This is a genomic window from Bradyrhizobium sp. Ai1a-2 (assembly GCF_000426245.1).
In the GTDB taxonomy this organism is placed as follows: Bacteria; Pseudomonadota; Alphaproteobacteria; order Rhizobiales; family Xanthobacteraceae; genus Bradyrhizobium.
In genome coordinates this window covers 77,191-103,560 of record NZ_AUEZ01000006.1, presented here as the reverse complement: position 1 = coordinate 103,560, position 26,370 = coordinate 77,191, and the positions used below count along the sequence as shown (strand labels likewise).

At 62.8% G+C, this 26,370-nt stretch carries 21 protein-coding genes; 5 read left to right on the top strand and 16 right to left on the bottom strand.

The window, feature by feature from the left end:
* Positions 1 to 10 precede the first annotated feature (10 nt).
* Positions 11 to 874: a xanthine dehydrogenase family protein subunit M gene (locus tag K288_RS0106740; RefSeq protein ID WP_027578837.1), complete on the bottom strand. Its 864-nt coding sequence runs from the start codon at positions 872 to 874 to the stop codon at positions 11 to 13.
* Between the two features lie 174 nt (positions 875 to 1,048).
* Positions 1,049 to 2,251 carry an MHYT domain-containing protein gene (locus tag K288_RS0106735; RefSeq protein ID WP_027578836.1) on the bottom strand — a complete coding sequence of 401 codons (1,203 nt, stop codon included), beginning with the start codon at positions 2,249 to 2,251 and terminating at the stop codon, positions 1,049 to 1,051.
* A gap of 330 nt (positions 2,252 to 2,581) precedes the next feature.
* Here K288_RS0106735 and K288_RS0106730 point away from each other — a divergent pair, with 330 nt between their 5' ends.
* Positions 2,582 to 2,932, top strand: a complete 351-nt coding sequence (locus tag K288_RS0106730; protein WP_043159424.1) for a hypothetical protein — start codon at positions 2,582 to 2,584, stop codon at positions 2,930 to 2,932.
* Positions 2,933 to 3,024: 92 nt separating this feature from the next.
* Here the strand turns inward: K288_RS0106730 and K288_RS49485 are convergent, their stop codons facing one another.
* Positions 3,025 to 3,882, bottom strand: coding sequence for an AraC family transcriptional regulator (locus K288_RS49485; protein WP_051334396.1), 858 nt, complete (start codon positions 3,880 to 3,882; stop codon positions 3,025 to 3,027).
* A 287-nt stretch (positions 3,883 to 4,169) separates the two neighbouring features.
* A complete protein-coding gene (locus tag K288_RS52180; RefSeq protein ID WP_210164427.1) occupies positions 4,170 to 4,817 on the bottom strand; it encodes a hypothetical protein in 648 nt (215 codons plus the stop codon).
* Positions 4,818 to 4,831: 14 nt separating this feature from the next.
* Between K288_RS52180 and K288_RS0106715 the strand changes: the two genes are divergently transcribed.
* From K288_RS0106715 to K288_RS0106705, 3 genes are read left to right on the top strand one after another with little or no spacing between them, the layout of a single operon-like run.
* Positions 4,832 to 6,007 (top strand): efflux RND transporter periplasmic adaptor subunit, encoded by a 1,176-nt coding sequence (locus tag K288_RS0106715; RefSeq protein ID WP_027578834.1) that lies wholly within the window; start codon positions 4,832 to 4,834, stop codon positions 6,005 to 6,007.
* The gene (locus K288_RS0106710; protein ID WP_027578833.1) at positions 6,004 to 9,117 is read left to right on the top strand and encodes an efflux RND transporter permease subunit; all 3,114 of its coding nucleotides are present in this window, start codon (positions 6,004 to 6,006) and stop codon (positions 9,115 to 9,117) included. The genes K288_RS0106715 and K288_RS0106710 overlap by 4 nt, the downstream gene beginning before the upstream one ends.
* A 10-nt stretch (positions 9,118 to 9,127) precedes the next feature.
* Positions 9,128 to 9,538 (top strand): thioesterase family protein, encoded by a 411-nt coding sequence (locus K288_RS0106705; RefSeq protein WP_027578832.1) that lies wholly within the window; start codon positions 9,128 to 9,130, stop codon positions 9,536 to 9,538.
* Between the two features lie 225 nt (positions 9,539 to 9,763).
* Here K288_RS0106705 and K288_RS0106700 read toward each other — a convergent pair whose 3' ends face one another.
* Positions 9,764 to 12,064, bottom strand: coding sequence for an FdhF/YdeP family oxidoreductase (locus K288_RS0106700; protein ID WP_027578831.1), 2,301 nt, complete (start codon positions 12,062 to 12,064; stop codon positions 9,764 to 9,766).
* 290 nt (positions 12,065 to 12,354) lie between these two features.
* Here K288_RS0106700 and K288_RS0106695 point away from each other — a divergent pair, with 290 nt between their 5' ends.
* Positions 12,355 to 13,599 carry an oxalate decarboxylase family bicupin gene (locus tag K288_RS0106695; protein ID WP_027578830.1) on the top strand — a complete coding sequence of 415 codons (1,245 nt, stop codon included), beginning with the start codon at positions 12,355 to 12,357 and terminating at the stop codon, positions 13,597 to 13,599.
* A gap of 69 nt (positions 13,600 to 13,668) precedes the next feature.
* Here K288_RS0106695 and K288_RS44895 read toward each other — a convergent pair whose 3' ends face one another.
* The 11 genes from K288_RS44895 to fumC form a co-directional block, all read right to left on the bottom strand.
* On the bottom strand, positions 13,669 to 15,285 hold the full coding sequence (locus tag K288_RS44895; protein WP_051334394.1) for an ATP-binding protein: 1,617 nt from the start codon (positions 15,283 to 15,285) through the stop codon (positions 13,669 to 13,671).
* 200 nt (positions 15,286 to 15,485) lie between these two features.
* Positions 15,486 to 15,869 carry a response regulator gene (locus tag K288_RS0106685; protein ID WP_027578829.1) on the bottom strand — a complete coding sequence of 128 codons (384 nt, stop codon included), beginning with the start codon at positions 15,867 to 15,869 and terminating at the stop codon, positions 15,486 to 15,488.
* A 245-nt stretch (positions 15,870 to 16,114) separates the two neighbouring features.
* Positions 16,115 to 16,765, bottom strand: a complete 651-nt coding sequence (locus tag K288_RS0106680) for a response regulator transcription factor (protein WP_027578828.1) — start codon at positions 16,763 to 16,765, stop codon at positions 16,115 to 16,117.
* A 237-nt stretch (positions 16,766 to 17,002) separates the two neighbouring features.
* Positions 17,003 to 17,953: an HlyD family secretion protein gene (locus K288_RS44890; protein ID WP_084799496.1), complete on the bottom strand. Its 951-nt coding sequence runs from the start codon at positions 17,951 to 17,953 to the stop codon at positions 17,003 to 17,005.
* Positions 17,954 to 17,955: 2 nt separating this feature from the next.
* A complete protein-coding gene (locus K288_RS0106670; RefSeq protein WP_027578827.1) occupies positions 17,956 to 18,162 on the bottom strand; it encodes a DUF1656 domain-containing protein in 207 nt (68 codons plus the stop codon).
* A complete protein-coding gene (locus K288_RS0106665; protein ID WP_027578826.1) occupies positions 18,159 to 20,222 on the bottom strand; it encodes an FUSC family protein in 2,064 nt (687 codons plus the stop codon). The genes K288_RS0106670 and K288_RS0106665 overlap by 4 nt, the downstream gene beginning before the upstream one ends.
* 60 nt (positions 20,223 to 20,282) lie before the next feature.
* A complete protein-coding gene (gene cydB, locus K288_RS0106660; protein ID WP_027578825.1) occupies positions 20,283 to 21,269 on the bottom strand; it encodes a cytochrome d ubiquinol oxidase subunit II in 987 nt (328 codons plus the stop codon).
* 2 nt (positions 21,270 to 21,271) lie between these two features.
* Positions 21,272 to 22,684, bottom strand: coding sequence for a cytochrome ubiquinol oxidase subunit I (locus tag K288_RS0106655; RefSeq protein WP_027578824.1), 1,413 nt, complete (start codon positions 22,682 to 22,684; stop codon positions 21,272 to 21,274).
* An 18-nt stretch (positions 22,685 to 22,702) separates the two neighbouring features.
* Positions 22,703 to 24,235, bottom strand: coding sequence for a malate dehydrogenase (quinone) (gene mqo, locus K288_RS0106650; protein WP_027578823.1), 1,533 nt, complete (start codon positions 24,233 to 24,235; stop codon positions 22,703 to 22,705).
* A 185-nt stretch (positions 24,236 to 24,420) separates the two neighbouring features.
* On the bottom strand, positions 24,421 to 24,807 hold the full coding sequence (locus K288_RS0106645; RefSeq protein ID WP_027578822.1) for a cupin domain-containing protein: 387 nt from the start codon (positions 24,805 to 24,807) through the stop codon (positions 24,421 to 24,423).
* Between the two features lie 11 nt (positions 24,808 to 24,818).
* Positions 24,819 to 26,255: a class II fumarate hydratase gene (fumC, locus tag K288_RS0106640; protein ID WP_027578821.1), complete on the bottom strand. Its 1,437-nt coding sequence runs from the start codon at positions 26,253 to 26,255 to the stop codon at positions 24,819 to 24,821.
* Positions 26,256 to 26,370 lie beyond the last annotated feature (115 nt).

Here is a 26,370-nt window from a genome sequence, read left to right as displayed (position 1 = left end):
TCCCTCTCCTCTAAGCGGTGCCGCCAGCGGCGCGCTGCAGCGCCCGCATCACCATGATGCCGCCGACATGCTTGCGGTATTCGACTGGTCCACGAGCGTCCGCCGCCGGCGCCATGATCGCTTCCGCGGCGGCCGCTGCCTTCTTCAAGGTGGCCGCATCAAGGCTCGTGCCGATGACGGCATTGGCGGCATCCGTCGCGAGCAGCGGCGTCTCGTGCAAATTGGTCAGCCCGATCGCACAGGTCGCGACCTTGCCGCCCGCCATCGTCAGCACGACGGCCGCGGCAGCGGTGGCGTAATCGCCAACCTTGCGCTTCAGCTTCTCGTAAGCATAGCCGTGGCCGGCCGGCGGCACCGGAATGGAGATCGACGTCAGGATTTCTCCTGGCTCGAGCGCGGTGAAATAGGCGCCCTGATAGAATTCGTTCGCCGGCACGTCGCGCTCACCGCCTGGTCCGTTCAGCCGGAAATTCGCTCCGAGCACCATCATCAGCGCCGGCATGTCGTTGCCGGGATCGCCATTGGCGACATTGCCGCCGATGGTGCCGCAGTAGCGAACCTGGGGATCGGCGATCAGCGCTGCGGCCTCCTGCAGGATCGGCAATGTTTGCCGGATTTCCCCGGACGCCAGCAGTTCGTGCTGGGTGGTCATCGCCCCGATAACGACCGTGTCGCCGTAGCCGCGGATGCCTTTGAGGTCGGCCACATCGTGAAGGTCGACCAGATGAGCGGGCGTGGCGAGCCGCAGCTTCATCATCGGCACCAGGCTGTGTCCGCCCGCCAGCGGCCGGGCGTCGTCGCCCAGATCGGCCAGCAATTTGACCGCGTCGGCTAGGCTTGCCGGCCGGTGATAGCTGAAAGGTCCCGGGATCATCGTTTCCTCCAATCGTCCTTTGGCGCCGGTCGGGCGCGTGGACGTTGGCGGGACGGTCTCTCCGGTTTTTCCCGATCGCAATCGTTCGGGCACGGAATGGGGTTTTTCGCACGAAATGCGGACGGCGGGACACGAATTGCGTCAGCCGCTGCGACCTATGGCGGGCTGCCGGGCCTAGGCATGGCGACGGCTGAGACCGAGTCGCGCCTTGACCTCGGCGATCTTGGCGCGGCTCACGGGAACGCGATGCGGCGGGGAGCCGTCGAGCTCGATGATCGCCCCATCGCCCTCCCTGCGAACGAAGGCCACATGGGGGATCGCGACGATGTGGCTGCGGTGCACCCGCATGAACAGAGCGGGATCAAGCTGCGCTTCGGCCTCGGAGATCGACCACGGACACATCCGTTCCCGGGTCCCGTCATGGACCCGGGTATAATGAGCGTCAGCCCTGAGGCTGCGCACATCCGCGATGTCTATGAAGTGTGTGCCGTCGGCGCCTTCCACCGGCAGCCGCGGCGCCGGCGCCGGGCGGGGCGGCCGGCCGACGCCGCCGAGCGGCGCCATGCTCATTCGCGGTGCAGCAATCGCTGCGACCGGTTCAGGCACGAGCACATCGGCCGACGGCGCCAGATCGCCAGCCATGGCCGGAACCAGATTCTGCCGCCGCGGATCCGGCACCAGCGACAGCAGGAAGCCAGCCGCGATCACGAAGCAGAGCACCGCAACGATGATCGAAAGAATTTGTTGCGACGCAACAAGACTGCCGCCGAGATGCTGATGCGCACCCGCCGCAAGCGGCACGAAATGCATCCCGGCCATTGCCGTGTAGTGCATGCCGGAGACGGCGACACCGTAGGCAATCGAGCTGACGACCAGGCGAAAGCCTTCCTGCTGCGCAAGGAAAGCGCGCAGGCCGCCATAGGCCGTCACCATTGCCACGACAACCGACAGCAGCACGAATCCGTCGTCGTGCTCGATCGTGAAATGACCGGACAGACCGTGGATGCCGACATAATGCATGCTGGCGATGCCGGCGCCGAGCAAAATTGCCGACGAGACCACGCGTGTGAGCGACGGCTCGCCAATGCTGACGAAGAACAGGGAGATACCGACCACCAGGGCGCAGATCAGAAAAGAGATGATCGTGGGTAGGACCAGATAGACGGTGTCGGGCGGCAACGGCGCCGCCAGCATGCCGACGAAATGCATGGTCCAGATGCCGACAGCCAGAAACGCGGCGGCGCCCGCGAGCAGGATGCGATTGCTGCCGCCCGGCGTGCCGCGAATCCGCGCCGCCAAGCTGAAGCCCGTATATCCACCCAGGATCGCGATCGCCACCGACAGCGCGACGAGATAGGGATCGTGTCCTTCGAACATGATCGTCTCGGCCGCCCGTTTCCACGGGCTGGCCCCTCCCTAGCCTCCCTACATAACCGGACAGTCAGAGACAGTCTACCGCCGCAGCGGCACCTTGTTCCCTTCGCAAATGCAATGTTAATTGCAACGCGATACCGTCATCATCTTAAGGGCGAATGGCAGCGTGACTCCAAGCCGGGACCAAGAGAGGCAACGTTAGTGGATGGAAGTCGCGGCCGTCGTCTCGAAAAGCTTGTGGTTGCGCGAGCACGTTCAATTGCGAAAGACATCGTCACGAACATTGTCATTTGGTAACCAAGTCACAGTTGCCGCATACAAGGAGACGAACCCATGGAGAAGGTCGCGCCGTTCGGGGCAGCCATCCTCATCCTGCTTATGACGATTCCGCCGAGCCACGCCGGTCCGTGCGGGGACTCGATCGCGCGTGTTCAAGCCCAGGCGGATGCCGCCATCGAGAAACGCGCCGGCGCCGGGGGTTGGCAGAAGGAGAGTCTCGACGCGACGCGCAACTACCAGCCGACGCCGCGATCGATCGCGGCCACCGAAGGCAAATATGGACGGCGTCTGCAACGCGTCCTCGCTGCGCTCGACCTCGCCCGCGCCGCCGATCGCGCAGGCGATCTGGCACAATGCAACACCCAACTGGACAAGGCGACTCGCGCGCTCGCGGGGGCGCGCTAAGCGGTCCCATGCTGCCGGCGTTACCAGAGCATTTTCGAGCGAAGTGGAGAATCTAGAGCTTTGGTTCTGATGCGATCAGAACCGAAAATGCTCTAGGCAGCCTCGCCGGCGGCATAGTGCGCGTTTCGCCGCTGGGCCGGCGTGCTTCCTGCGATCCGCTTGAACACCGTGGTGAAATGCGCCTGGGTCTGGAAACCGACACTCAGGGCGACATCGACGATCGTCATGGTCGTGTTTCGAAGCAGTTCGTCGGCGCGGCGAATCCGCTGTCGCAGCAGATATTCGTGCGGCCGAACGCCGGTCGCCATCCGGAACTGCGACGCGAAATGCATCCGGCTCAATCCCGCGACCGCCGCCAGATCCGACAACGTGATCTTCTTCGACAGATGGCTGTCGACATAGTCCGCGACGCGCTTCAGCCGCCATTTCTGCAATCCCACCACCGCCCGCTCGGCAGGGTCCGTGGTGACAGCTCCATCATCGACGGATGAGCGGTTCTCAGCCTGCAAGCCAAGCAGCCTGATGGCGACAGCGAGCCGCAGCGCATCGGCGCGAATTCCGGCATGACGGTCATAGGCCCGCTTGGTATCCGCGAGCGCATCCGACAGGCATCTGATGACGGGGTCCTTGAGCCTTTCGATCGCAGCCTTGTGCTGGAAGACGTCGAGGCTGCTGGCGGCGTTCAACAGTGCGTCGCGCTCAGCGGCATTCTCCTCCACATAGCCCTGCGCTGCGATCGCGAGCACGAGGTGCAGGCGTTCAAAGGCAAGCGCCATCCTGTCATCGACGACAGGACGGCCGGGCAGCAGCACCGCGGCTTGCGCCGGCTTATCCCGACGGTCGGTTGCGGCTGTCTTGCGGCGATATGACCCTTCGTGGACTGTCGCGCGAACCGACAAATCATCGTTGAAGCGTACGTTGTCATCTCGTCGAAGCTGAATCTGCGGCATGGTACCATCTTTCTGTCGTCATGGTGACCGTACGCCGGAAGGCCTCTTCAAGTTACCAATCGAGAGATCACTCTTCCTTGAGCGTCTCTCCTCGAAGCGGCCGCGTTCCGACTTCTGCCTTGGAGAATATCGAGCACCAACGCGCGCTCCATTCTACGGGCGTTTCCACGCACGTATATTGTGGGCTAGGCACATCATACCTTGGTATCTGCTGCGTGCGTTCGACGGGTGGGGCGTGCGTTCTTGAAATACCGTCGCGGAAGCCGGGAAGTAACTTTTCGGAGAGCTTAACCTCCGGAGAGCCGTCCTATGACAGGTCCGCTTCGGTCGAGGCGAAACCAGCTTTCGCGCACGTCCGGACGACGATCCCTGATCGCCGCACTCGCCGCTTGCACTTCGCTGTGGCTCGCCGCCGAATCGATGTCGCTCGAACCTGCAAGCGCGCAGGCAGCGACGCCTGGCGTGCAGCCATTTTCGAACCTGACCTCGCCGCTGGTTTCGACAACGGGTTCCGCCATCCGGCCGGCAGGCATTCCGTTGGGATCGACCGAACTTGCAATACCCGGCACCAGTCCGGTGCTGCCGCAATCCGGAACCGGCGTGAATTTCGGAAACGAAAACTGTTTCGTCGCCAGCAAGCCCGGAGCGGTTTTCGATGGCGGAGGGCTATCGGGAAGTTCATCGACCGGCTGCGGCGCGCGCGGCACGACGAGCATCGTGCGTCCGATGACTTCGACATCGTCAACCGTGGCGCCGATCGGAATCCCCTTGGGCGCGACTGAACTGGGCGGTGCAGGTCTCAGCCCGGCGCTGTCGCTCCCATTACCTGCGTCGTCGCCAATAGGCTCTTCGCCTCCGACCGAGGCGATGCCTTGCCCGACCGATGGCGCGACAATCACGACAACGGCGGCAGGCGGTTGTTGAGATAAACACATTTGCGAGGCATGTCGTGAAGCGAAAGATCGCGATCGCAGTAGCCGCTCTGCTCGTGGCACTGGCGGGCAGCGGGTTCTGGTATTTCAAGCGCTCGCTGACGTTGGAGCAAGCCGCTGCGGTGCCGGTGCCGGCGCCGATCCCGGTGGTCGCAGCGACCGTCACCAGCGGTGATGTCCCGATCTATCTGACCGGTGTCGGCACGGTGATCGCCTACAATACCGACCTGGTGCGCAGTCAAATCCAGGGACAGATCACCCAGATCACCTTTGTCGAAGGACAAACCGTCAAGGCTGGCGACCTGCTGGCGCAGATCGATCCGCGGCCCTACCAGGCGGAGATCGAGCAGCTGACCGCGAACCTCGCGCGCGACAATGCACAGCTTGAGAACGCGCAGGCCAATCTGTCGCGCTACACCCAGCTCGGCAACAAGGGCTATGCCACCCCGCAACTGGTGCAGACCCAACAGGCGCAGGTGGCGCAGCTGCAAAGCGCGGTGAAGGCGGATCAGGCCCAGATCGACGAGGCCAAGATCCAGCTCAGCTACACGCGCTTGACGTCGCCGATTCCCGGCGTAACCGGCGTGCGCCAGATCGACGTCGGCAACATCATTCATCCGACCGATCCGAACGGCCTCGTGGTCGTCACCCAGATCGAACCGATCTCACTGATCTTCACGCTCCCGGAGACCTATCTGCCGCGGATCCAGCAGGAGATGGCGAAGGGCCCGCTGAAGGTGATCGCCTACAGCCAGGACAACAAGATCAAGCTGGACGAAGGCAAGCTGCTGCTTGTCGACAACGAGATCGTGCAGACGACCGGCAGCATCCAGCTCAAGGCCGAATTTCCGAATGCCGCGCACCGGCTCTGGCCCGGCCAGCTCGTCAACGTCAACCTGCTGCTTGAAACCCGAAAGGACGGGCTGACGATCGCCGCTTCCGCGGTCCAGCAAGGCCAGAACGGCTCCTACGTCTACGTGGTGACGCCGGATGGGACCGCGCAATTGCGCTCCGTGAAGGTCGGGCAGATCAGCCACGGGCAGGCACTGATCGATGACGGACTCAAGGCCAAGGAGACCGTCGTCGTCGACGGCCAATACAGATTGCAGCAGGGCAGCCGCGTCAAGGAATTGCACGGCAAGGCCGCGACGGAAGCCGATCTGCAGAGCTCGGTGCAGAAGGCCATTCCATGAATCTCTCTGCGCCGTTCATCGCCCGGCCGATCGCCACCGTCCTGCTGATGGCCGGGCTATTGCTGTGCGGGCTTGCCGCCTATCCGTTGCTGCCGGTTGGCGCACTGCCGAATGTCAACTACCCGACGATCCAGATTTCGGCGCAATTGCCCGGCGCCGATCCACAGACGATCGCATCCTCCGTCGCGACGCCGCTTGAGCAGCAATTGAGCCAGATCCCGGGCGTGACGCAATTGACATCGTCGAGCGCGCTCGGTGTCGCCCAGGTCGTCGTGCAATTCGAACTCTCGCGCACAGTCGACAGCGCCGCCGTCGATGTGCTCTCGGCGATCAATGCCGCGAGCCCCTATCTGCCGCAGAACATTCCCTACCCACCGACGATCCGGAAGGTGAATCCGGCCGAGACGCCGATCATGCTGATCGCGCTGACGTCGGACTCGCTGCCGATGACCACGGTCGATGCCTACGCCGAAAACATCCTGCTGCCGAAGATATCGCAGATTCCGGGCGTCGGCCTGGTCGGCATCGGCGGCCAGCAGAAACCCGCCATCCGCATCCAGGTCAATCCGCAAGCACTCGCCGCAAGGGGAATAAGCCTTGAGGACGTCCGCACCGTCATCGCCGGCGCCAATGTCGATCTGCCGAAGGGCACCCTCAACAGCCCACGCGTGACCTATACGCTCAACACCAACGATCAACTGCTCAACCCCGCCGCCTATGACGATTTGATCATCGCTTATCGCAGCGGCTCGCCAGTGCGAATTCGCGATATCGGCAAGGCGATCGAGGCTCCCGAAAACGATCTGCTGGCCGGGTGGTATGACAAGCAGCCGGCGATCATCCTCGCGGTTCAGCGCGTACCCGGCGCCAATGTCATCGAGACCGTGGACCGCATCAAGAAGCTGCTGCCTACGCTTCAGGCGTCCATTCCGCCCGCGATCAAGGTGACGATCGCGGCCGATCGCACCACCACCATCCGCGCAGCCGTCGCCGACGTCCAGTTCACGCTGATGCTGACGGTAGCTCTGGTGGTGATGGTGATCTTCCTGTTCCTGCGGAATCTCTGGGCGACCGTGATTCCGGCAGTGACCGTTCCGCTATCGCTGATCGGCACCTTCGCGGTGCTTTACGTGCTCGGTTACAGCCTCGACAACCTGTCGCTGATGGCGCTGTCGATTGCGGTCGGCTTCGTCGTCGACGACGCCGTCGTCGTCATCGAGAACATCGTGCGGCATCTCGAGAAAGGCCTCACCCCGATGCAGGCCGCGCTCAAGGGTTCGGCCGAGATCGGGTTCACGATCGTCTCCATCACGCTCTCGCTGATCGCGGTGTTCATCCCATTGTTTTTGATGGGTGGCTATGTCGGCAAGCTGTTCCAGGAGTTCGCGATCACGATCACCGCCTCGCTGTTGCTGTCGCTCGTGATCTCGCTGACGCTGACGCCTATGATGTGCTCGCGGCTGTTGAAGGACGACAGCCACAAGAAGCACGGCAGGATCTATCTCGCCTTCGAGTGGGCCTTCGATTCCCTGCTCGCGCTTTATGCCCGCGGCCTGAAAGTCGTGCTGCACCATCGCTTCACGACATTGATGGTGATGCTGAGCACGGTCGCGCTCACCGCCTATCTCTACGTCGTCATTCCGAAGGGCTTCTTCCCGCAGGAAGACACCGGCCAGATCGTCGGCATCACCGAAGCCGCGCAGGATATCTCGTTCCCGGCGATGTCCGAGCGGCAGCAGGTGCTGGTCGACACGCTGCTGAAGGATCCCGCGATCGATTCGGTCGCGAGCTATATCGGGCCGGGCGGGCCGACCGCGACGCTCAATCAGGGGCGCATCTTCATCATGCTCAAGCCCAAGCCGCAGCGCAAGGCGAGCGCGGACGAGATCATCAACCGGCTGAGGCCGCAGCTCGCCCATATCCAGGGTATCACCCTCTATATGCAGGCCGCGCAGGACATCACCATCGGCGCGCGCCTGTCGAAGACCCAATATCAGTACTCGCTGACCGATGCGGATTCGGACGAACTGACGCATTGGGCGGCCATCTTCCTCGAACGGATAAGGGCCCTGCCCTTCGTCACCGACGTTGCCAGCGATCAGGCCAACGCCGGACCGATGCTGGATGTCACCGTCAACCGCGAGGTGGCGTCGAGCTTCGGCATCCTTCCCTCCACCATCGACAACACGCTGGATGACGCCTTCGGCCAGCGCATCGTCTCGACCATGTTTACCGCGTTGAACCAGTATCACGTCGTGATGGAGGTCTATCCGAGCTTCCAGTACGGCCCCGAGGCGCTGAAGGACATCTACGTGAATTCCGCGAGCGGCCAGCAGGTCCCGCTCAGCCAGCTCGTGAAGAGCGAGATCAAGCCGGCGCCGATCCTCATCAACCATCAGAGCATGTTTCCGTCAGTGACGATTTCCTTCAACCTGAAGCCCGGCGCGTCGCTGGGCGAGGCGGTGGCCGGCGTACAGAATATCGAAAAGGAAACCGGCAAGCCGGCGTCGCTCGCGACGTCGTTCCAGGGGAACGCCCAGGCGTTCCAGTCCTCGCTCTCGGGCACCCCGCTCCTGATCGGCGTGGCGCTGATCGTCATCTACATCATTCTCGGCGTGCTCTATGAGAGCTTCATCCATCCAATCACGATCCTGTCGACGCTGCCTTCGGCGGGCATCGGTGCATTGCTGCTGCTAATGGCCGTGCACATGGATCTCACCGTGATCGCCATCATCGGCATCATCCTCCTGATCGGCATCGTCAAGAAGAACGGCATCATGCTGGTCGACTTCGCGCTGGAGGTCGAGCGCAATGAGGGCTTGAGCCCGGAAGAGGCGATCTATCGGTCCTGCACCATGCGGTTCCGGCCGATCCTGATGACGACAATGGCGGCGCTGCTCGGCGGCGTGCCGCTGATGGTCGGTACCGGCACAGGATCGGAGCTGCGCCAGCCGCTCGGCTACACCATCGTCGGCGGCCTGATGCTGTCGCAGGTCCTGACCCTGTACACGACCCCGGTGGTCTACCTCTATCTCGACAGGCTGGGCCAATGGCTCGGCAGTACCGGCAAGCAGTCCGCCAAGAAAGTGGTTGCGGCGGCCGCAGAATAAGGAAGCAGACATGGATGCACGTGAACTATTGAAGCTCGACATGAGCGCGGAGACGACAATCGTCGTGAGACCGGAAATGACGGTCGGACATTTCGTGCCGGGCATGCCGCGGGTCTATGCGACACCGATGATGATCCTGCACATGGAGATCGCCGCAGGCGCCGCCATCTCGGCCGCGCTGCCGAAAGGATTCGTCAGCGTCGGCATGGAGGTGAACGTCCGCCATCTCGCGGCAACCCCGGTCGGTCACACCGTGCGCGCGACCGCCCGCGTCGTCGAGCTCGATTCCAAGCACATCCTGTTCGCGGTCGAGGCCTGGAACGAGGAGCGCAAGATCGGCGAAGGCACGCACCGCCGCGGCATCGTCAACGTAGCGGAATTCGAGAAGCGGTTCGGCGTGAATGAGAATGCCGCCGCGTGAGTTCTCTAGAGCGCGCAACCGCTCGACCATGATTGATTGACCAACCGCGGGTTCACTTGACCTCTCCCGCTTGCGGAGGAGGTCGGCGCGAAGCGCCGGGTGGGGGCTCTCTCCACACGGTCGAACAGCGTGCATCGCGGAGACACCCTCACCCCGCCCTCCCCCGCAAGCGGGAGAGGGAGCGCAGCACACATAGCGACCGCAGAACGGGAGAAGGAGTAATCGTCACTCGCCTTGAGCTTCCGCCACCGAGCGCACGATCCGAATCGGAATGCCCTTGGAAGACGGGGTGAAGCTCATGGGATCATGAGCATAGAGCGGCACCAGCGGGTTGGTCTCGGGATAGTAGGCAGCGCAGCAGCCGTTCGGGAAGGAATAGCCGACCACCCGGAAATTGTGCACGCTGCGCTCCATCCCGTCGGTCGAGAGCGTAACGAGGTCGACCCGGTCGCCGTCCGCAAGGCCTCGTTTCTTCATTTCCAGCTCGTTCAGGAACACCACGTCGCGCTGACCGTACACGCCGCGATAGCGGTCCGACATCGAATAGAGCGTCGTGTTGTACTGATCATGGCTGCGGATGGTGCTGAGCCAGAGCATCTCCGGATCGCTTTCGCAGGTATCCTCGCCCAATCCTGCGAACAGCAGGAAATTGGCTTTTCCCGACGGCGTCATCCAGATCCGCTCGCGCGCTGTCGAGGTGAGATGGAAACCACCCGGCACGCGAATGCGGGCGTTGTAGCCCTGGAAGATCGGGAACACGTCTTCGATCGCATCGCGAATGCGGTCGTAGTCGGCGACAAGGGCCTCCCAGTCCACCACGCTGCGGTTACCGAGGGTGGCGCGCGCCATTCCGGCAACGATCGCAGGCTCGCTCAGGAGATGGTCCGAGGCCGGCTTGTTGCGGCCACCGGAGGCGTGGACCATCGACATCGAATCCTCGACCGTGATCGATTGCGGTCCGGTCGCCTGGATATCGACCTCTGTGCGCCCGAGGCACGGCAGGATCAGCGCCTCGCGCCCGTGGATCAGATGGCTGCGGTTGAGCTTGGTCGACACATGGACCGTGAGGTCGAGACCACGAAGCGTCGCCTGCGTCTGCTGCCAGTCGGGAATCGCCGCGGCAAAGTTGCCGCCCATGGCGACGAATACCTTCACCTCACCGCGCAGCATCGCCTCCAGCGCCGTCACCACGTTATGGCCGTGTGCAGTCGGCGGCTTGAAATTGAACCTATGCTCCAGGCGATCGAGGAATTCCTTTGTCGGCACTTCGGTGATGCCGACGGTGCGATCGCCCTGCACGTTCGAGTGGCCGCGCACCGGACAGAGGCCGGCGCCCTCGCGTCCGATATGGCCGCGCAAGAGTGCGAGATTGGCGAGCTGCTGCACATTGCATGCGCCGCGCTTGTGCTGGGTGATGCCCATGCCATAGACGATGATTGCGCGCTCGGCCTTCATATAGACATGCGCGGCGTGCTCGAGATCCTCGCGCGCCAGACCGGACTGCCGTTCGATATCAGGCCATTGCGTCGCTTTCAGGTCCGCAATGAACGCCTCGATGCCGACGGTGTGACCACGGATGAAATCCCAATCGAGGATCTCGGGCTTGTCGCTTGCGCGCGCGGCCTCGTCTTCCTCGACCAGCACCTTCATGATGCCCTTGAGCGCGGCAATGTCGCCGCCGACGCGTACCTGGTAGAGTGGCGAGCTGATCTTGGTCGCCGACAAGGTCGCCATCTCGATGGGATTCTGCGGATATTGGAAACGCTCCAGCGCGCGCTCGCGGAACGGATTGAAGGAGATGATCGCTGCACCCCGGCGTGACGCCTTCCACAGGTTCGTCATCATGCGCGGGCTGTTGGTGCCGGGATTCTGGCCGAAGATGAAGATGCAGTCCGCCTTGTCGAAGTCTTCGAGCAGCACGGTGCCCTTCCCTACCCCGAGCGACTGCGGCAGGCCGACGCTGGTCGCCTCGTGGCACATGTTCGAGCAGTCCGGAAAATTGTTGGTGCCGTATTCGCGCGCGAAAAGCTGATAGAGGAACGCGGCCTCGTTCGACGTGCGACCGGAGGTGTAGAACTCCGCCATGTTCGGGTCGGGCAGCCCGCCGAGGTGACGGCCGATGATCGCAAAAGCGTCGTCCCAGCTTACGGGACGGTAATGATCGGATGCGCGGTCATAGACCATCGGGTGGGTGAGCCGACCGACCATTTCGAGTTCGTAGTCGCTCCAGCCGGACAACCCCGTGACGGAGTGCTCGGCGAAGAACTCCGGCGTACAGCGCTTGGCCGTCGCTTCCCACGCGACCGCCTTGGCGCCGTTCTCGCAGAATTCGAACGACGACGTGTGCTTCGGATCCGGCCAGGCGCAGCCGGGACAATCGAATCCTTCCGGCTGATTCATCCGGCTCAGCGTCGTGGCGCCCTTTATCGGAACGCGCTGCTCGATCAGGTGCTCGCTCAATGCCTTGAGCGCGCCCCATCCGCCAGCCGGTTGATGATAGGGACGGATGGATTTGCGAATGGTCATCGGCAAACACCTTTGAAAGCGGCCAGGATCGGTTGAGTAAAGGAGAGCTGTCCAACAGATGTCTTTCCAAAACGAGGTCGGATTTGCTCAATCGCACCGCCCGCCGCGTGAAGATCCTTCGCATCGCGCTCACGCAGCTGTGCGTTCTCTGTCATCGCGGCAGTGCGTTCCGGAAAAACGCGTGTCATTACGGAAGTGAAACGAGGATCGCCAGTCTAACTGTCGATGAATGGGGCCGCTGATGAGCGGGCCCGTGCCGGTTTGACCTTCTCTTTCTGGAGTCTCAGCCCATGTTCTCGCGACGAGACCTTCTGGCGGCGTCGGCTGTAGGAGCCGCAATGACCGCATCCGCGCATGCTGCAAGTTTCGGTAATCCGGACGAGCCGCCTCAGGGCGCGATCAACGCCAAGTCGCCAGGAAGTTTGACCGATCCCGGTCCGCAAAATCCGGCCATTGCCAAGCAGTTTCCGTCCGCATTCACTCCGCCTGCAACCGACGTAGGCGGCCTGCCCACGACCTGGGCGTCCTTCAACAATGCACCGAGGCGCATCCAGAACGGCGGCTGGGCGCGGCAGGTCACGGTCGACGATTTCGCGATCTCGAAGGAAATCTCCGGCGTGAATATGCGCCTCGCCGCCGGCGGCATTCGCGAGCTGCATTGGCACCAGGCCGCCGAATGGGCGATCATGACCTACGGCGTTTGCCGCGTGACCGTGCTCGACGCGGACGGGCGTCCTTATGTCGGCGACGTCAAGGCAGGCGACCTCTGGTACTTTCCGGCCGGTACACCGCACTCGCTGCAGGGACTGGGACCCGACGGGTGCGAATTCGTGATCTGCTTCGATGACGGCCACGCCGACGAATTCAATACGCTGCTGCTGTCGGACTGGATGGCGCATACGCCGCCCGAATTGCTCGCCAAGAATTTCGGCGTTCCCGTCGAAAGCTTTGCGAACATTCCGCTGCACAACCTCTGGATATTCCAGGGCACCGTGCCCGGCGAGCTGGCTGCCGACCGCGCTGCGATCAGCAAGAACGCGGACATGCCGCCGCATCCGTTCATCTTCTCGCTCGAAGGCTCGCGTCCGCGCAGACAGTCGGATGCGGGCAGCATCCACGTTGCCGACAGCACCAACTTCAATGTCGCAACGACGGTGGCGTCGGCACTGGTCACGCTCAAACCGGGCGCTGTCCGTGAGATGCACTGGCACCCCAACGCCGACGAGTGGCAATACTACCTCAAGGGCAAAGGTCGGATGACGGTGTTCAACACCGGCCCCAACGCGCTGACGATGGACTTCAACGCGGGTGACATCGGCTACGTCAAGAAGAACTACGGGCACTATGTGGAGAATGTCGGCGATACCGACCTGCAATTCGTCGGCGTGTTCCGCGCGCCACGCTACGAGGAAGTCTCGCTGACGAACTGGCTCACGCATACGCCGCCCAAGCTGGTGGCGCAGTCTCTCAACGTCGACGAAGCGACCATCGCGAAGTGGCCCGACAACAGCCCTGGTATCATGCCGAAGGCATGAATGTGGGTATCATTGCCAAAGGCATGAACCTGGGTATCACGCCGACGGCGTCAGCTCAGTCGGGAAGGCTCATTGCGCCCGCCCGATATCCTCATGGAGCGGCAGAGTGAACTGGAAGGTCGCGCCGGGCCCGGTGTTGCGGCAGGCGGACAGCTTTCCGCCATGGGCTTCGACGATCGAGCGGCAGATCGACAATCCCAAGCCAAGGCCGGTCGACTTGGTGGTGAAGAACGCGTTGAACAGCCGCTCGGCATTGTCGTCAGAGAAGCCGACGCCGCAATCGGCCATGATCAGGATGGCCTGATCGGCGTCGAAACTGCGCTGCGACCGGATCAGCAATTCGCGCGGCCGGTCCGTGACCGGCTGCATCGCCTCGATGCCGTTCATCACCAGGTTGATGACGACCTGCTGCAATTGGACCCGGTCGGCCCGGACGATCAGCGGATCGGCGGCGAGCTCGGTGCGCAGCGTGATATGCTTGCTCGAGAGCTCGCGCCGCATCAGCACGCGCGCTTCGTTGACGACCTCGTTGACGTCAAGAAGCGCCCGTTCCGAATCGGTCTTGCGCGCCAGCGCCCGAACGCGCCCGATCACGTCGGCCGCCCGGCTGACATCCTTGACGATCCATTCCACCGAGCGCCGCGCATGCTCCAGGCCTGCCGCGCCGCGATCGAGCCAGCGCAGGCAGGCTTCGCCGTTGGACATGATCGCGGCCAGCGGCTGGTTCACCTCGTGGGCGATGGAGGATGTCAGCTCGCCGAGCGTGATCACGCGCGTCGCGTGCGCGAGATCGGCCTGCGCGTCGTTGAGCGCGGCTTCGGCCACCTTGGCGGCCGTGACGTCGGTCACGGCGCCGACGTACTCGATGCCATCGTGACCATCCTTCACGGCATGGGCCAAGGCACGGATGTGCTTTATCGCGCCACTCGGCATTACGAGCCTGGCATCGTGACCGAAATCCACACCGTCCCGGGAGGCCTCGTCGAGTATCTGCCGCACGAAATCCCGGTCTTCAGCGTGCATGCGCTGAAGGACGAATTCCAGTGTCGGCGTCGTCGCCGGATCGCATTCGAAGATCCGAAACGTCTCCTCCGACCAGCTGATTTCACCGCTCGCCACCTTCCAGCCGAAACTGCCGGTCCGGCTCAGCCGCTGGGCCTCGGCCAGGTACATTTCACTCCGCAGCAGCTGTGCTTCGGTCCGCTTCTGCTCTTCGAGCGAGGCCAAGAGGTCGCGGCGGGAAAGCTCGAGCGATCTCGTCGCCTTTCTCTGCGCCGCACTGATCCAGTTGACGAACAGTGCCGTGATCAAGAACAGGCCCACGCGCGGGACCTGATGAACATCGATCTCGAACGAATGGGTCGGAGATGCCACGAAATACTCGAACCCCAGACCCGCAAGCGCGGTCGACACCAGGCCGGGGCCGAGGCCGCCAAACCAGGCAGCAAACATGATGGCGCACAGGAACAGCGATACGTACGGTTCGATGTCCAGGTACTGGACCGCGGCCTTGGAAGCGATTAGCGCCGCGGCAACCGACAAGATCGCAACGGCATAACGGGAGAACGTCGCCCAAGGCGTCTGATCGATATCCGTCAGTCCCAAACGCCAATCTGAGGAGCCGCGCGGCGCATCGACGGACAAAACGGGCGCACCTGTGTCGCTACTACGCTGGCCCGGATACATGCGCTATGCTCCTTGTGCCGCCCAATCGTGGTATACCTGCTTACGGTCGCCCGGGAGTTCTTCCAACTCAAGACCCGTTGAGTTTCCGTGTGCCACGACTGGACGAGCCGTGAAGGGCGATCAAGCTGCAACTTTGGGCATAGTCAGGACCTGTCCGGCCTGCTCGCCGATCGGGTCGAAAAGCCCGCCGGCCGAAGAACTCAGATCTTAACTGTCGGACCTTGCTCACCACGCCCCTGCAGGGCCTGTTCAAGGTTTTGAATCAGATTGTCCGTCTCGAACGGCTTGGTCAAGAGACAGACCGCACCGGCGCGGGAGGCCTGCGCGGACACGGCCGCCTCGGGAAAAGCCGTGATGAAGATGAAAGGCACCTGCGCCCCCCGGGCGCGCAGGCGAAGCAGGAGCTCAACGCCGTTGGTGCCGGGCATATTGACATCGGCGATCACACAGGAGGTCTGGTCGAGCACGTCCGACTGCAGAAACTGGTCAGCCGACTCGAACGTGAGAACGCCATAACCCAGGGACCTCAGCAGATTATCGGTCGCGGTACGGACGGACGCATCGTCGTCGATGATGGAAATCATCGGTGTTGTCGGCAAAATCGCTGTCCTTTTGGGGGGAACGGGAATAAGGATCCGCTAGCGCGCGATGACTTTTCCTCGAATCGTCAGCCCGCCTAGATTCTTGTCTGGCACACGATCTGCGCCCAAACGTTCGCCGTTTGTTGCGCGGAAAAGCCGGTACCCGCCTCTCTGGACCGTACGCTTGTAATGATAAAATGCGCTCTATCGGCGCACCCGGGAATTATACTTAGGTTTCTCGCCCACACCTATCGGCGGCGAATCCCGATTATTTCGGCCATCCTGACCAGATCGGCCAGCGATTTTGCGCCCATCTTCTTCATGACGCGGCCGCGATGGATTTTGACGGTTATCTCGGCAACCCCAATCTGCGCCGCGATCTGCTTGTTCATCAGCCCGGCAGCCACCAAAGCCAGCACTTCGCGTTCACGTTCGGTCAGGGTCTCGAAATGTTCCCGCAGACCCGTCACGGCCTTGTCCGACTCGCGCCTTTCGCGATCGCGCTTGATCGCCGTCGTCACGGAATCGAGCATGTCCTGATCGCGGAACGGCTTGGTCAGGAAATCGATCGCCCCGCCCTTCATGGCCCGCACGCTCATCGGAATATCGCCGTGACCGGTCATGAAGATGATCGGAATGTGGATGCCTGCTCTGGCCAATTCGAGCTGGAGGTCGAGCCCGCTCAACCCGGGCAGCCGGATGTCCAGCACCAGGCAGCTCGCGACGTCAGGCAGCTTGCTCTGCAACAGTTCCGCGGCCGAGCCGAACTCCTGCACGGCAAGGCCAACCGACTGGAACAGGTTCGCAAGCGCCCGTCGCACGCTCTCGTCGTCGTCAACGACGAAGACGACCGATTCCTCGCCGTTCGTCAGGCCGTGGGGCGACGCAAGGGACTTCATGCGCCATCTCCGCATGCAATGGCCGAATGAAAACTCCACCGGACGGCAGCAGACAAATGTTTCGGATTCAAAACTGATTTTCCGGGTATCGCTGATCCCTGACGTTAGAACACATCAGGGAAATCTCCGCAATTCTACGGGGATGCCGGGAACGCGACGCAACCATGCTCCCGCGGCACTTTGCGATGCCTGCGACAAAATAGCCGACCGGGATCGACGGCCAAACTGCGGAAGAGCCTAGCGGCCGACTTCCACGCTGGCCGTCGTGCCGGCAACGAGGCGCACCCCATCCGGCACCTGGTCGATGTGAATACGCACCGGTATGCGCTGGGCCAGCCGCACCCAGGTGAAGATCGGGTTGACCGAAGCGAGACCGCTCTGCCCCGGCTGCGCATTGGCGACCGTGATGCCGCGCGCGACCCCGGCGACGTGGCCACGGATGAGCTGGCTATAGCCCATCAAGCGGACGGTCACCGCATCGTTGTCGCGAATCCTTCCAAGGCTGGTCTCCTCAAAATAACCGTCGACCCAGAAGGAATCGGCGTCGACCAGCGAGACCAGGTTTTGGCCGATATTGGCGTAGTCGCCGCGCTGGGCCAGCAGGTTCGTCACATAGCCATTGACCGGCGAGCGAACGGTGACGCGGCTGAGATTGAGCTCCGCCTTGGCGACAGCGGCCTGATCCGCGGCAACAGCGGCTTGCAGCTGATGCAGCGAACTCGCCGATTGCTGAAAGACGTCCGTCGAGACCCAACCTTCTCCACGCAGCGTCGCCTGCCGTCCTTCATTGGCGCGCGCATATTCGAGCGCGGCCTGGTCGCGCGCGACCTGGGCGTGGGCAGCGTCAAGCGCGATCTGATAATCGGCCGGTTCGATCTCGAACAGCACGTCGCCCTTGTGCACCATCTGGTTGTCGGCGACCGGCAGCTTGACGATCCGCCCGGCAATCTCCGGCGCGACTGTCACCACATAAGCCCGCACCATGCCGTCGCGGGTCCACGGCCGCCCCATATAGACATCCCACGCGAACCAACCGAACAACGCTGCCACCGCGACAGCGCCCAGCGTGAGCAATACCGGGATCACGGAACTGAGCGGCTTTTTGCGGCTCGCCCTGCTTGCCGAAGGGCGTGGCACAGCTTTCCGATCGCCCGGCTCGCCAGCCAATCGCGCCTGAACGTCAGACATCGCTATACCTCAGCTAGCACAAGAACCACGCATGAAAGCACAATAATATAAACCGCGAGCTCAAACAGCGCCGGATGCCAGACATGGCGTAGCAGACCGAAACGCGCCACCATCCGTCGCAGCGCGATCAGTATAAGCCAGGCCGCCGCCATCAGCAGCGAAATAGGAGCGACGTAGACGCCAAACAGGTTGATCTCGAAAAAGCTCATGGCGGCGATGCTTCGAAATAGGTCTTATGCTGTGCGAGCGTTTCCGACAGCACGAGGATGCTGCCGCGCGCCCGCTCCCTGACGCGCAATCCCGGCGTCGTGCGCGCGACCGCGGCAAGCTCCGCGTCGAAGTCGGCGAGGCGCTCGATCGCGCTTGTGATGTCGGCTTGCGCGACCGCATCCAGTGCAACGGAGAATTCCTGATCGAGATCAAAGCGGCCGGCGACGGGACGAAGCCGGATGATAGCGTTGCCGACCACCAGCGCCGACAGAAGGTCAGAGCGCGCCATCGGCTCAGTCTGTGCGGGCAGCGCCTGCAGGTAGTTGTAGATCCGCTCTTCCCAGGCTTCCGACGTAAGTTGGAGCCGGTCGGTGGCAAGCTGCCGTATTTCCCGCAGTGTCCGCCGCAGCAAGCGGCGGACACGGAGCTCTGCCGATAGTGGCGGCACCATGCGGAATGCAAGCGCGGCCGACGCGAGTCCCACGAAGATCGCCAGCGCGACATTGTAGAAAGCCAGCGTATTGTAGGTCATCTGGTTCGCCGGCCCGAGCAGAGGAATGAACGTCGCGACCAGCGCGATGAAGACCGGCGGCAGCCAGGGCTGGGTCATCAACGCACCGGCCGGAACGAGAACAAGCCCGATCACAAAGCACAGGCCGGCGAAGGATGTCATCTGCGGCAGGAGCGCGAAATTGGCGATGGCCGCGAGCACGGTCGTGATGGCGGCGCCGACCGTGAACATCATGGTGATCGCATAGGCCTGATCGGGCCGGGCCGAGAACAGGGTGAGCGCGATCGCCGCGAAGGCGATGGCAAACGCGCCGTTCGGCCACGCCGTCACGATCCAGAGCATTTCGACCGCGGCAATAGCGATGAACGCCCGCACCGCGTTGAGAATCGACGGAGCATAGTCCGGAACAGGCAGTCTTTCGCGCCGCCGCGCCCGAACAGGCTGCGCGGGATCAGTTAGCGCGAGCAAGCCGCCGAGCGCTTTTCGAAGCGCGAGCAGCGACCGCGCCGCCTCATCGGCGATCAGCTTGACCGACGGCGTCGCACATCGCATGGCGAGCAATGCACGCACGGCCGCAGCGCATGACCTGCGCAAACGAACCGGATCGGATTGCGCGATCATCGCGGCGCTGGAGGACTGCACCGTCAGTTCCGTCGGAAAGCCGCGCGCGATCTGGCCGATCTCATCCCGGCCCTGCTCGCTTGGCAACAGATCGAGATGGACGGCCACCCTTCGCCAGGCGGACAGCGCGCGGAGGAGACCGGTCGACGCCGACTCCAATTCCTGCATGTGATAGCGAATCTCGTAGGACTCGCCGCCCGCCTCATCCATGACGGGATCGAGAGCACCGATCCGTTGCGCCAGACCGAAGCCGATCCGGCGGGATTCTTCCGGCCGCTCTCGCCTTCCCGCCAACGTCGCGACGAGCTGAGCCATGATTTCAGTCGCCAGTGCAGCCATCTCCTTGGCCAGCCGGCCTGGCGCATTGCCGAAATCCGTCATCGTCATCACCAGGCCCGCGCAAACGATGCCGACGCAAATCTCGCTGGCGCGGCTCACTGCAAGCGTGAAGACCTCGCCATTGGCGCCGCCGGTGGCGCCGAGCAAATCGATTGCGACGATCGCCGCCGTGAAGCCGGCGAGCGCTGCCGAATAGGACGCGAAATTGCGCAGCAGCGTCGCCATGAAGGCGCAGCCTGCTCCCCACAGCGCCAGTCCAAGCAGGAATCCGACCCGTTGTTGCGGAAAGAATGCCGCCAGTACCACGATCGCCACAGCGCCGATCGCCGTCCCGATCAGGCGAAACCAGCCCTTGCGCAGCGCGGCTCCAAGGTGCGGCTGGCTGACGATGGCCGCCGACGCGCCGGCCCAGGATGGATTCTCGAGCTGAAGCCAGAAGCTGAGATAGAGGGCGAGGCAAACGCCCGCCCAGAGGCGCAACCCAAACAGCAGCGCCGACGCCGGGACGCGCAGCCGGCCAGCAAGCCGCCTTGCGTCGGGAAGCCGACCCGCAGTCCAATCAATCAGGAGCGACCCCGCCCTGGTCATCTGCCTCACCTATGCACATCGGGCAGACTGCGCGCTGATCTCAATCGAGCTCATGCCGCATCAGTAATGATCGGTCATGGGACCAACCTTACCACGGAACACGCGGTAGCCGATCACGATGTAGAGCAGCATGAGCGGGAACACGAACAGGCCCTCGCCCCAGAACATGAAGGCGAGGCTGGAATGCGGCGCCGCGGCCTCCTCAATCGTAATGACAGAGGGGATCATATAGGGCCAGAACGACAGCGCCAATGTCCCAAAGGCGGTAACGAAGATCGTCGCCACCATATGGAACGGCCAGTAATCGTCATGGCGCAGGATGCTGGTGGCAAGCACCAGCGCCGCCGCGGCGCCGATCGCCGGAAACACGAACAGATACGGCCTCTCGGTCCAGCGCTGCAGGATCGGAAGATTCTCGATCAGCGCATGGGCAAAGACGACGACCAGGAACACCAGCACCGCGATCGCAAGCACGGGAATCTGCCGGCGCGCGGTGGCGCGAACGGACCCCTCGCTCTTCCGCACCAGCCAGCAGGCTCCGAGCAGTGTGTATCCGAGGCAAAGGCCGATACCGCACAGCACCGAAAATCCGCTGAGCCACCCAAGCGCGCCGCCGGAATATTCGCCATTGGTAAATTGCAGTCCTTCGACCAGCCCTCCGACCATCACGCCTTGCATGAAGCTTGCGGCGAGTGAGCCGCCCGAAAAGGAAAGGTCCCATACCCAGCGCGAGGCCAGCGCCTTGTTGCGGAACTCGAAAGCCACGCCGCGCAGGATCAACCCCAGCAGCATGACAATGACGGGGATATAGAAGGCGGAGAGCAGTATCGAATAGGCCGCGGGAAAGGCGCCCCACAGGATCACGCCCGCGACGACGAGCCAGGTCTCGTTGCCATCCCAGACCGGCGCGACGGTGTGCAGCATTTCGTTTCGATCCTTCTCGTTCTTCGCCAGGCCGAACAGCATGCCGACGCCGAGATCGAATCCATCGAGCAGGAGATAGATCAGGATGCTGATTGCGAGCAGCGCTACCCAGAACATCACCATGTCTATTCTCCTGCGCTGATATAGCTGCGTGCGGCGACCGAGGACTGGTCCGCCATCGACATTGGCCGGTTCGGCGCCGCTTCGCCCGGCTCGGTGGTTGGAATTCCGGCCGGGCCGGCGCGCAGCAGCCGATAGATGTAATAGGTGCCAAACGAAAAGATGAAGGCGTAGACCAGGACGAACAGGATCAGCGTGGTCATGGCAGCGGAGGCCGTAAGGAATGGCGTCACCGCATCCGCCGTGCGCAGCACGCCATAGACGGACCAGGGCTGACGGCCGACCTCCGCGGTGTACCAGCCGGTGAGGATCGCGATCCATGGCAAAGGAAAGCTGAGGAAGATGCCCCACAGCAGCAAGCGATTCCGCTCGATGCGATGCTTGAAGCTGAGATAGGTCCCGAGCCAGGCCAGTCCCAGCATCACGAGGCCGCAGCCGACCATGATGCGGAAAGTGAAGAACGGGATGATCACCGGCGGCCGGTCCTGCGGCGGGAAGCTGGTCAGTCCGACCTCCTTCGAGGTCAGGCTCATGCTCCCGATGATGCTGCCGAGGACGGGAATGCTGATCGCATATTTGTTGGACTCGGTGCTCGGATCGGGGATTGCGATCAGCACTTCGGCGGCAGGCTGCTCGTCATGCCAGCGGGCCTCGATCGCGGCGAATTTGGCCGGCTGATAGTCGTGGACGTAATCGCCCACGAGATGTCCGATGAAGAGCTGGACCGGAATCAGCACGGCCGCAAGCGAAAGGCCCATGCGCAGCATGACACGTGCCTCCGCGTGATAGGTCCGCCGCAGCAAGAACCATGCTCCCGTCGCCGCCACACAGAACGCGCCGGTCAGATAGGAAGCAATCAGCATGTGCGGAAACCGCACCCAGACCACGCGATTGAAGAGGATCGCCACCCAGTCATCAGGGACAAACTGGCCATTCTGCAGCACATAGCCGACCGGCGCCTGCATCCAGCTGTTGTTGGTCATGATCCAGAATGCCGAGAGCGTGGTGCCGAGCGCCACCATCGCGGTCGAGAACAGATAGAACCATGGCGGTACGCGACTGCGGCCGAAGATCAGGATGCCAAAGAAGCTGGCCTCCAGCATGAAGGCGGTGAACGTCTCGTAAGAGAGCAGCGGCCCCTGGATCGGTCCCGACATCTTGGCCAGCACGCTCCAGTTGGTGCCGAACTGGAAGCCCATGACGACACCTGACACGACACCCATGCCGAAGGCGACACCGAATATCTTCAGCCAGAACTCGAACAGCGTCCGGTACACCTGTCTGCCGGTACGCATGTGCATCGCTTCGAGGACGGTCAGCCAGGCGGCTAGGCCGATCGTGAACGACGGGAAGATGATGTGAAACGAGATCGTGAAGGCAAACTGCAATCGTGACAGAAGAAGTGCCGTGGCGTCCATCGGAAGTCTCCTGTCCCCTCAAGCCCGCTGCGCAGTTGGCGTAGCGGCCGGCGGCGGAATGTTGTCGATCTTCAGCACCTCGGCGGTGGTGGCACGGATACGCCGCAGGAAATCCGCATCATCGATCAGCGATATGCCGTAGGATGGGATGATCTGCCTCAGCTTCGGCAGCCATGCATTCGCCGTGAGCTCGTCGGCAAAGCACTTCTCCAGCACGCTGATGGCGATGAAGGCCGCTGTCGAGGCGCCCGGCGACGCGCCGAGCAGCGCGACCAGCGAATGGTCCGCAGCGCCGACCAGTTCGGTCCCGAATTCGAGCAGTCCGCCGCGCTTGACGTCGGGCTTGATGATCTGGACGCGCTGGCCCGCGACCTGCAGCCTCCAATCCTTCGGATCGGCCTTCGGATAGTACTGGTCGAGCGTCGCCAGGCGATGGCTTTCGGATTGCAGCACCTGCCCGATCAGATATTCGGTCAGGTCGAAATTGTCGCGCGCCACCGCAAGCAGCGGTTCGACATTGGCGGGCCGGACCGACTCGAACAAATCAAGCCGCGAGCCGTGCTTGAGGAACTTGCTCGAGAAGCCGGCATAGGGCCCGAACAGGAGCGAGTGCTGCCCGCCGATGACGCGGGTGTCGAGATGCGGCACCGACATCGGCGGCGAGCCGACCGCGGCCTTGCCGTAGACCTTGGCGTGGTGACGCTTGTTGACGGCGGGATCGTCGCAGCGCAGCCAGATTCCCGAGACCGGAAAGCCGCCATAGCCCTGACCCTCCGGAATGCCGGATTTCTGCAACAGCGGGAGCGCGCCGCCGCCGGCGCCAATGAACACGAACTTTGCCTTGACCGACCGCTTCTCGCCAGTGTCGGTATCGCGGACCTCGATGCGCCAGCGACCGTCCTGATCGCGAGCGAGATCGGTGACGAGGCTCTTGTAGTGGACCGCGCAGCCGGGCTGGCTGACGAGATGATGAACCAGATGATGGGTCAGCGAGCCGTAGTCGACATCGGTGCCGGTGATGATCCGCGTTGCGGCGACAGGATCGTCGCCGCTGCGGCCTTCCATCACCAGGGGCACCCAGTCAGCGACCTGCTTCGGGTCCTCGGTATACTCCATGCCCTCATAGCAAGGATGGGCCGACATCGCCTTGAACCGCTTGTTGAGGAAGGCGACATTGTCGGCGCCGTATACGAAGCTCATATGCGGCACCGGGTGAATGAAGGTGCGCGGATCTGTGATCGCGCCTTTGCCGACAAGAAAGGACCAGAACTGCCGCGACAGGTCGAATTCGACATTGACCTGCAGCGCCTTGGAAATATCGATGCTGCCGTCGGCACGCTCCGGCGTGTAGTTCATCTCGCAATTGGCCGCGTGCCCGGTGCCGGCATTGTTCCAGGCATCCGAGCTTTCCAGCCCGGCATCCTCGAGAACCTCGAACATGGAGATCGAGAGCTGTGGCTCCAGTTCCTTGAGAAAGACGCCTACCGTGGCGCTCATGATGCCTGCGCCGATGAGGACGACGTCCGGTTCGCTAGTGGGAGTGCTCTGCATGGATGTCTCCTTCCGGTTGGATGTCGCAGTCCTGAATGGCTCATGCCGACGCCGGCTGGTGCTCCCTGGATCATGATCCGATTAGACGTAATCGGATCATGATCCCGTCTTCTTTGTTTGAGCATGATCTCCGCGCAAACGCTTCGCGTTTGTCGCGAGGGAAAACCGGTTTCCACTTTTCCGGATCATGCTCTAACGCGGAACGGCACATGCGCGCCGGGCCGCAACACCACATAGGCGCGGCGCCACGACGAATCGTCGGTCAGCTTCCAGCTATGGCCGGAGCCGACGGTGTCTTCCGCGAGCAGGATGTCGCCCGGATGCAGCAGGAAATGCTCGCCGTCACGGGTCTGGAAATCGAGTGTGCCGGAGAGCGTGATCACGAATTGGCGGACCGGCGCGGTGTGCCAGGCAAACGCGCCGCCCGATGCAGTCTCCTGGAAGGAGATGGTGACGACGTCGGCCTTGCTGCTGAGCCAGTCGCCGCGCTGGCCCGGCTCGAGCTCGATGAGCCCTTCCTCGAAATACGAATTGTTGTCGTCACCGGTCCATAACCTGACGCATCTGATCATGCTGTGCTCCTTCAGCCTGTCGGTGTGCCGACTTTGGCCGGTGCGTTGCCTTGGGCCACATAGGGCTTGACCATCTTGGCCGGATCGACGATGCGGTCGAACTCGGACTCGCTGACGAAGCCGAGCTTCAGCGCTGCGGCTTTCAGCGTGAGGTCGTTGTCCATCGCATAGTGCGCGATCGCCGACGCCTTGTCGTAGCCGATCACGGGCGCGAGCGCGGTGACCAGCATCAGCGAGCGCTCGACATATTCGTTGATCTTCTTCTGGTTCGGCTTGGTGCCTTCGACCAGGAACCTTCGGAAGTTCGTGCAACCGTCGGTCAGGATCGTGATCGACTGGGCGATGTTATGGATCATCAGCGGCTTGTAGACGTTCATCTCCAGATAGCCGCTGGCGCCGCCGAACCCGACCGCGACATCGTTCGCCATCACCTGCACCGCGATCATCGTCAGCGCCTCGGCCTGGGTCGGATTGACCTTGCCCGGCATGATCGAGGAGCCCGGCTCGTTCTCCGGGATCATCAGTTCGGCAAAACCGGCACGCGGGCCGCAGGACATCAGGCGGATGTCGTTGCCGATCTTGTAGAGCGAGACCGCGAGCGTGCGCAGCGTGCCGGAAAGCTGAACCAGCGCATCATGCGCGCCCTGCACGGTGAACTTGTTCGGCGCGCTGACAAAGGGCAATTTGGTGAGGCGCGCAATCTCCGCGGCCACTGCCTCGGCGAAGCCTGGCGCCGCATTGATGCCGGTGCCCACCGCCGTACCGCCAAGCGCGAGCCTGAACACGCCCTTGAGCGAATCCTCGATGCGCGCGAGGTCGTCGGCAAGCATGCCGGCATAGCCCGACCACTCCTGGCCGAGCGTCAGCGGCGTCGCATCCTGCATGTGGGTGCGCCCGATCTTGACCACATCGTCCCACTGCGTGGCCTTGGCATCGATCGCATCGTGGAGGGCCTTGACCGCAGGAACAAGGCGCTGCGTCACGTTGACGGCGGCCGCGATGTACATCGCGGACGGAAAACTGTCGTTCGACGATTGCGACATGTTGACGTGATCGTTCGGATGAACCGGATGCTTGCTGCCGAGTGGCGTGCCCGCGAGCTGGCAGCATCGGTTCGAGATCACCTCGTTGACGTTCATGTTGAATTGCGTGCCGCTGCCGGTCATCCAGACGTGCAGCGGAAACATGTCGTGATGCTGGCCCTGCAGGATCTCGTCGCAGACGTGAACGATCAGCTTGTGGACCTTGGTGTCGAGCCGCTTGCCGGCATGGTTGGCGTTCGCGGCCGCCTTCTTCAGGATCGCGTAGGAGTGGATCATCTCGCGCGGCATCAGATCCTTGCCGATGCTGAAGTGTTCGAGCGAGCGCTGGGTCTGGGCGCCCCAGAGCTTGTCGGCGGGGACATCGACTTCACCAAGACTGTCGGTTTCCTTGCGGAAGTCACTCATTGTCGCCTCTCTTTGCGCGCTGTTCGGAAGCAGGCATCGGCATAGCAACGAGGCTACGTGTGGTGCCGCGTGCAGGCTTCCTGAAACGAACGTCTTTTACGGATTTGCATTGAGG

Excerpts from the sequence above, each read along its gene's own strand:
- K288_RS0106680 (WP_027578828.1), bottom strand. The coding sequence starts at position 16,765 with ATGAAGTCCCTTGCGTCGCCCCACGGCCTGACGAACGGCGAGGAATCG.
- K288_RS0106735 (WP_027578836.1), bottom strand. The coding sequence starts at position 2,251 with ATGTTCGAAGGACACGATCCCTATCTCGTCGCGCTGTCGGTGGCGATC.
- K288_RS52180 (WP_210164427.1), bottom strand. The coding sequence starts at position 4,817 with ATGTGTTTATCTCAACAACCGCCTGCCGCCGTTGTCGTGATTGTCGCG.
- K288_RS0106730 (WP_043159424.1), top strand. The coding sequence starts at position 2,582 with ATGGAGAAGGTCGCGCCGTTCGGGGCAGCCATCCTCATCCTGCTTATG.
- K288_RS44895 (WP_051334394.1), bottom strand. The coding sequence starts at position 15,285 with ATGTATCCGGGCCAGCGTAGTAGCGACACAGGTGCGCCCGTTTTGTCC.
- cydB (WP_027578825.1), bottom strand. The coding sequence starts at position 21,269 with ATGGTGATGTTCTGGGTAGCGCTGCTCGCAATCAGCATCCTGATCTAT.
- K288_RS0106645 (WP_027578822.1), bottom strand. The coding sequence starts at position 24,807 with ATGATCAGATGCGTCAGGTTATGGACCGGTGACGACAACAATTCGTAT.
- K288_RS0106695 (WP_027578830.1), top strand. The coding sequence starts at position 12,355 with ATGTTCTCGCGACGAGACCTTCTGGCGGCGTCGGCTGTAGGAGCCGCA.
- K288_RS49485 (WP_051334396.1), bottom strand. The coding sequence starts at position 3,882 with ATGCCGCAGATTCAGCTTCGACGAGATGACAACGTACGCTTCAACGAT.
- K288_RS0106685 (WP_027578829.1), bottom strand. The coding sequence starts at position 15,869 with ATGATTTCCATCATCGACGACGATGCGTCCGTCCGTACCGCGACCGAT.
- K288_RS0106740 (WP_027578837.1), bottom strand. The coding sequence starts at position 874 with ATGATCCCGGGACCTTTCAGCTATCACCGGCCGGCAAGCCTAGCCGAC.
- K288_RS0106710 (WP_027578833.1), top strand. The coding sequence starts at position 6,004 with ATGAATCTCTCTGCGCCGTTCATCGCCCGGCCGATCGCCACCGTCCTG.
- K288_RS0106655 (WP_027578824.1), bottom strand. The coding sequence starts at position 22,684 with ATGGACGCCACGGCACTTCTTCTGTCACGATTGCAGTTTGCCTTCACG.
- K288_RS0106705 (WP_027578832.1), top strand. The coding sequence starts at position 9,128 with ATGGATGCACGTGAACTATTGAAGCTCGACATGAGCGCGGAGACGACA.
- K288_RS0106665 (WP_027578826.1), bottom strand. The coding sequence starts at position 20,222 with ATGACCAGGGCGGGGTCGCTCCTGATTGATTGGACTGCGGGTCGGCTT.
- mqo (WP_027578823.1), bottom strand. The coding sequence starts at position 24,235 with ATGCAGAGCACTCCCACTAGCGAACCGGACGTCGTCCTCATCGGCGCA.
- fumC (WP_027578821.1), bottom strand. The coding sequence starts at position 26,255 with ATGAGTGACTTCCGCAAGGAAACCGACAGTCTTGGTGAAGTCGATGTC.
- K288_RS0106670 (WP_027578827.1), bottom strand. The coding sequence starts at position 18,162 with ATGAGCTTTTTCGAGATCAACCTGTTTGGCGTCTACGTCGCTCCTATT.
- K288_RS44890 (WP_084799496.1), bottom strand. The coding sequence starts at position 17,953 with ATGTCTGACGTTCAGGCGCGATTGGCTGGCGAGCCGGGCGATCGGAAA.
- K288_RS0106700 (WP_027578831.1), bottom strand. The coding sequence starts at position 12,064 with ATGACCATTCGCAAATCCATCCGTCCCTATCATCAACCGGCTGGCGGA.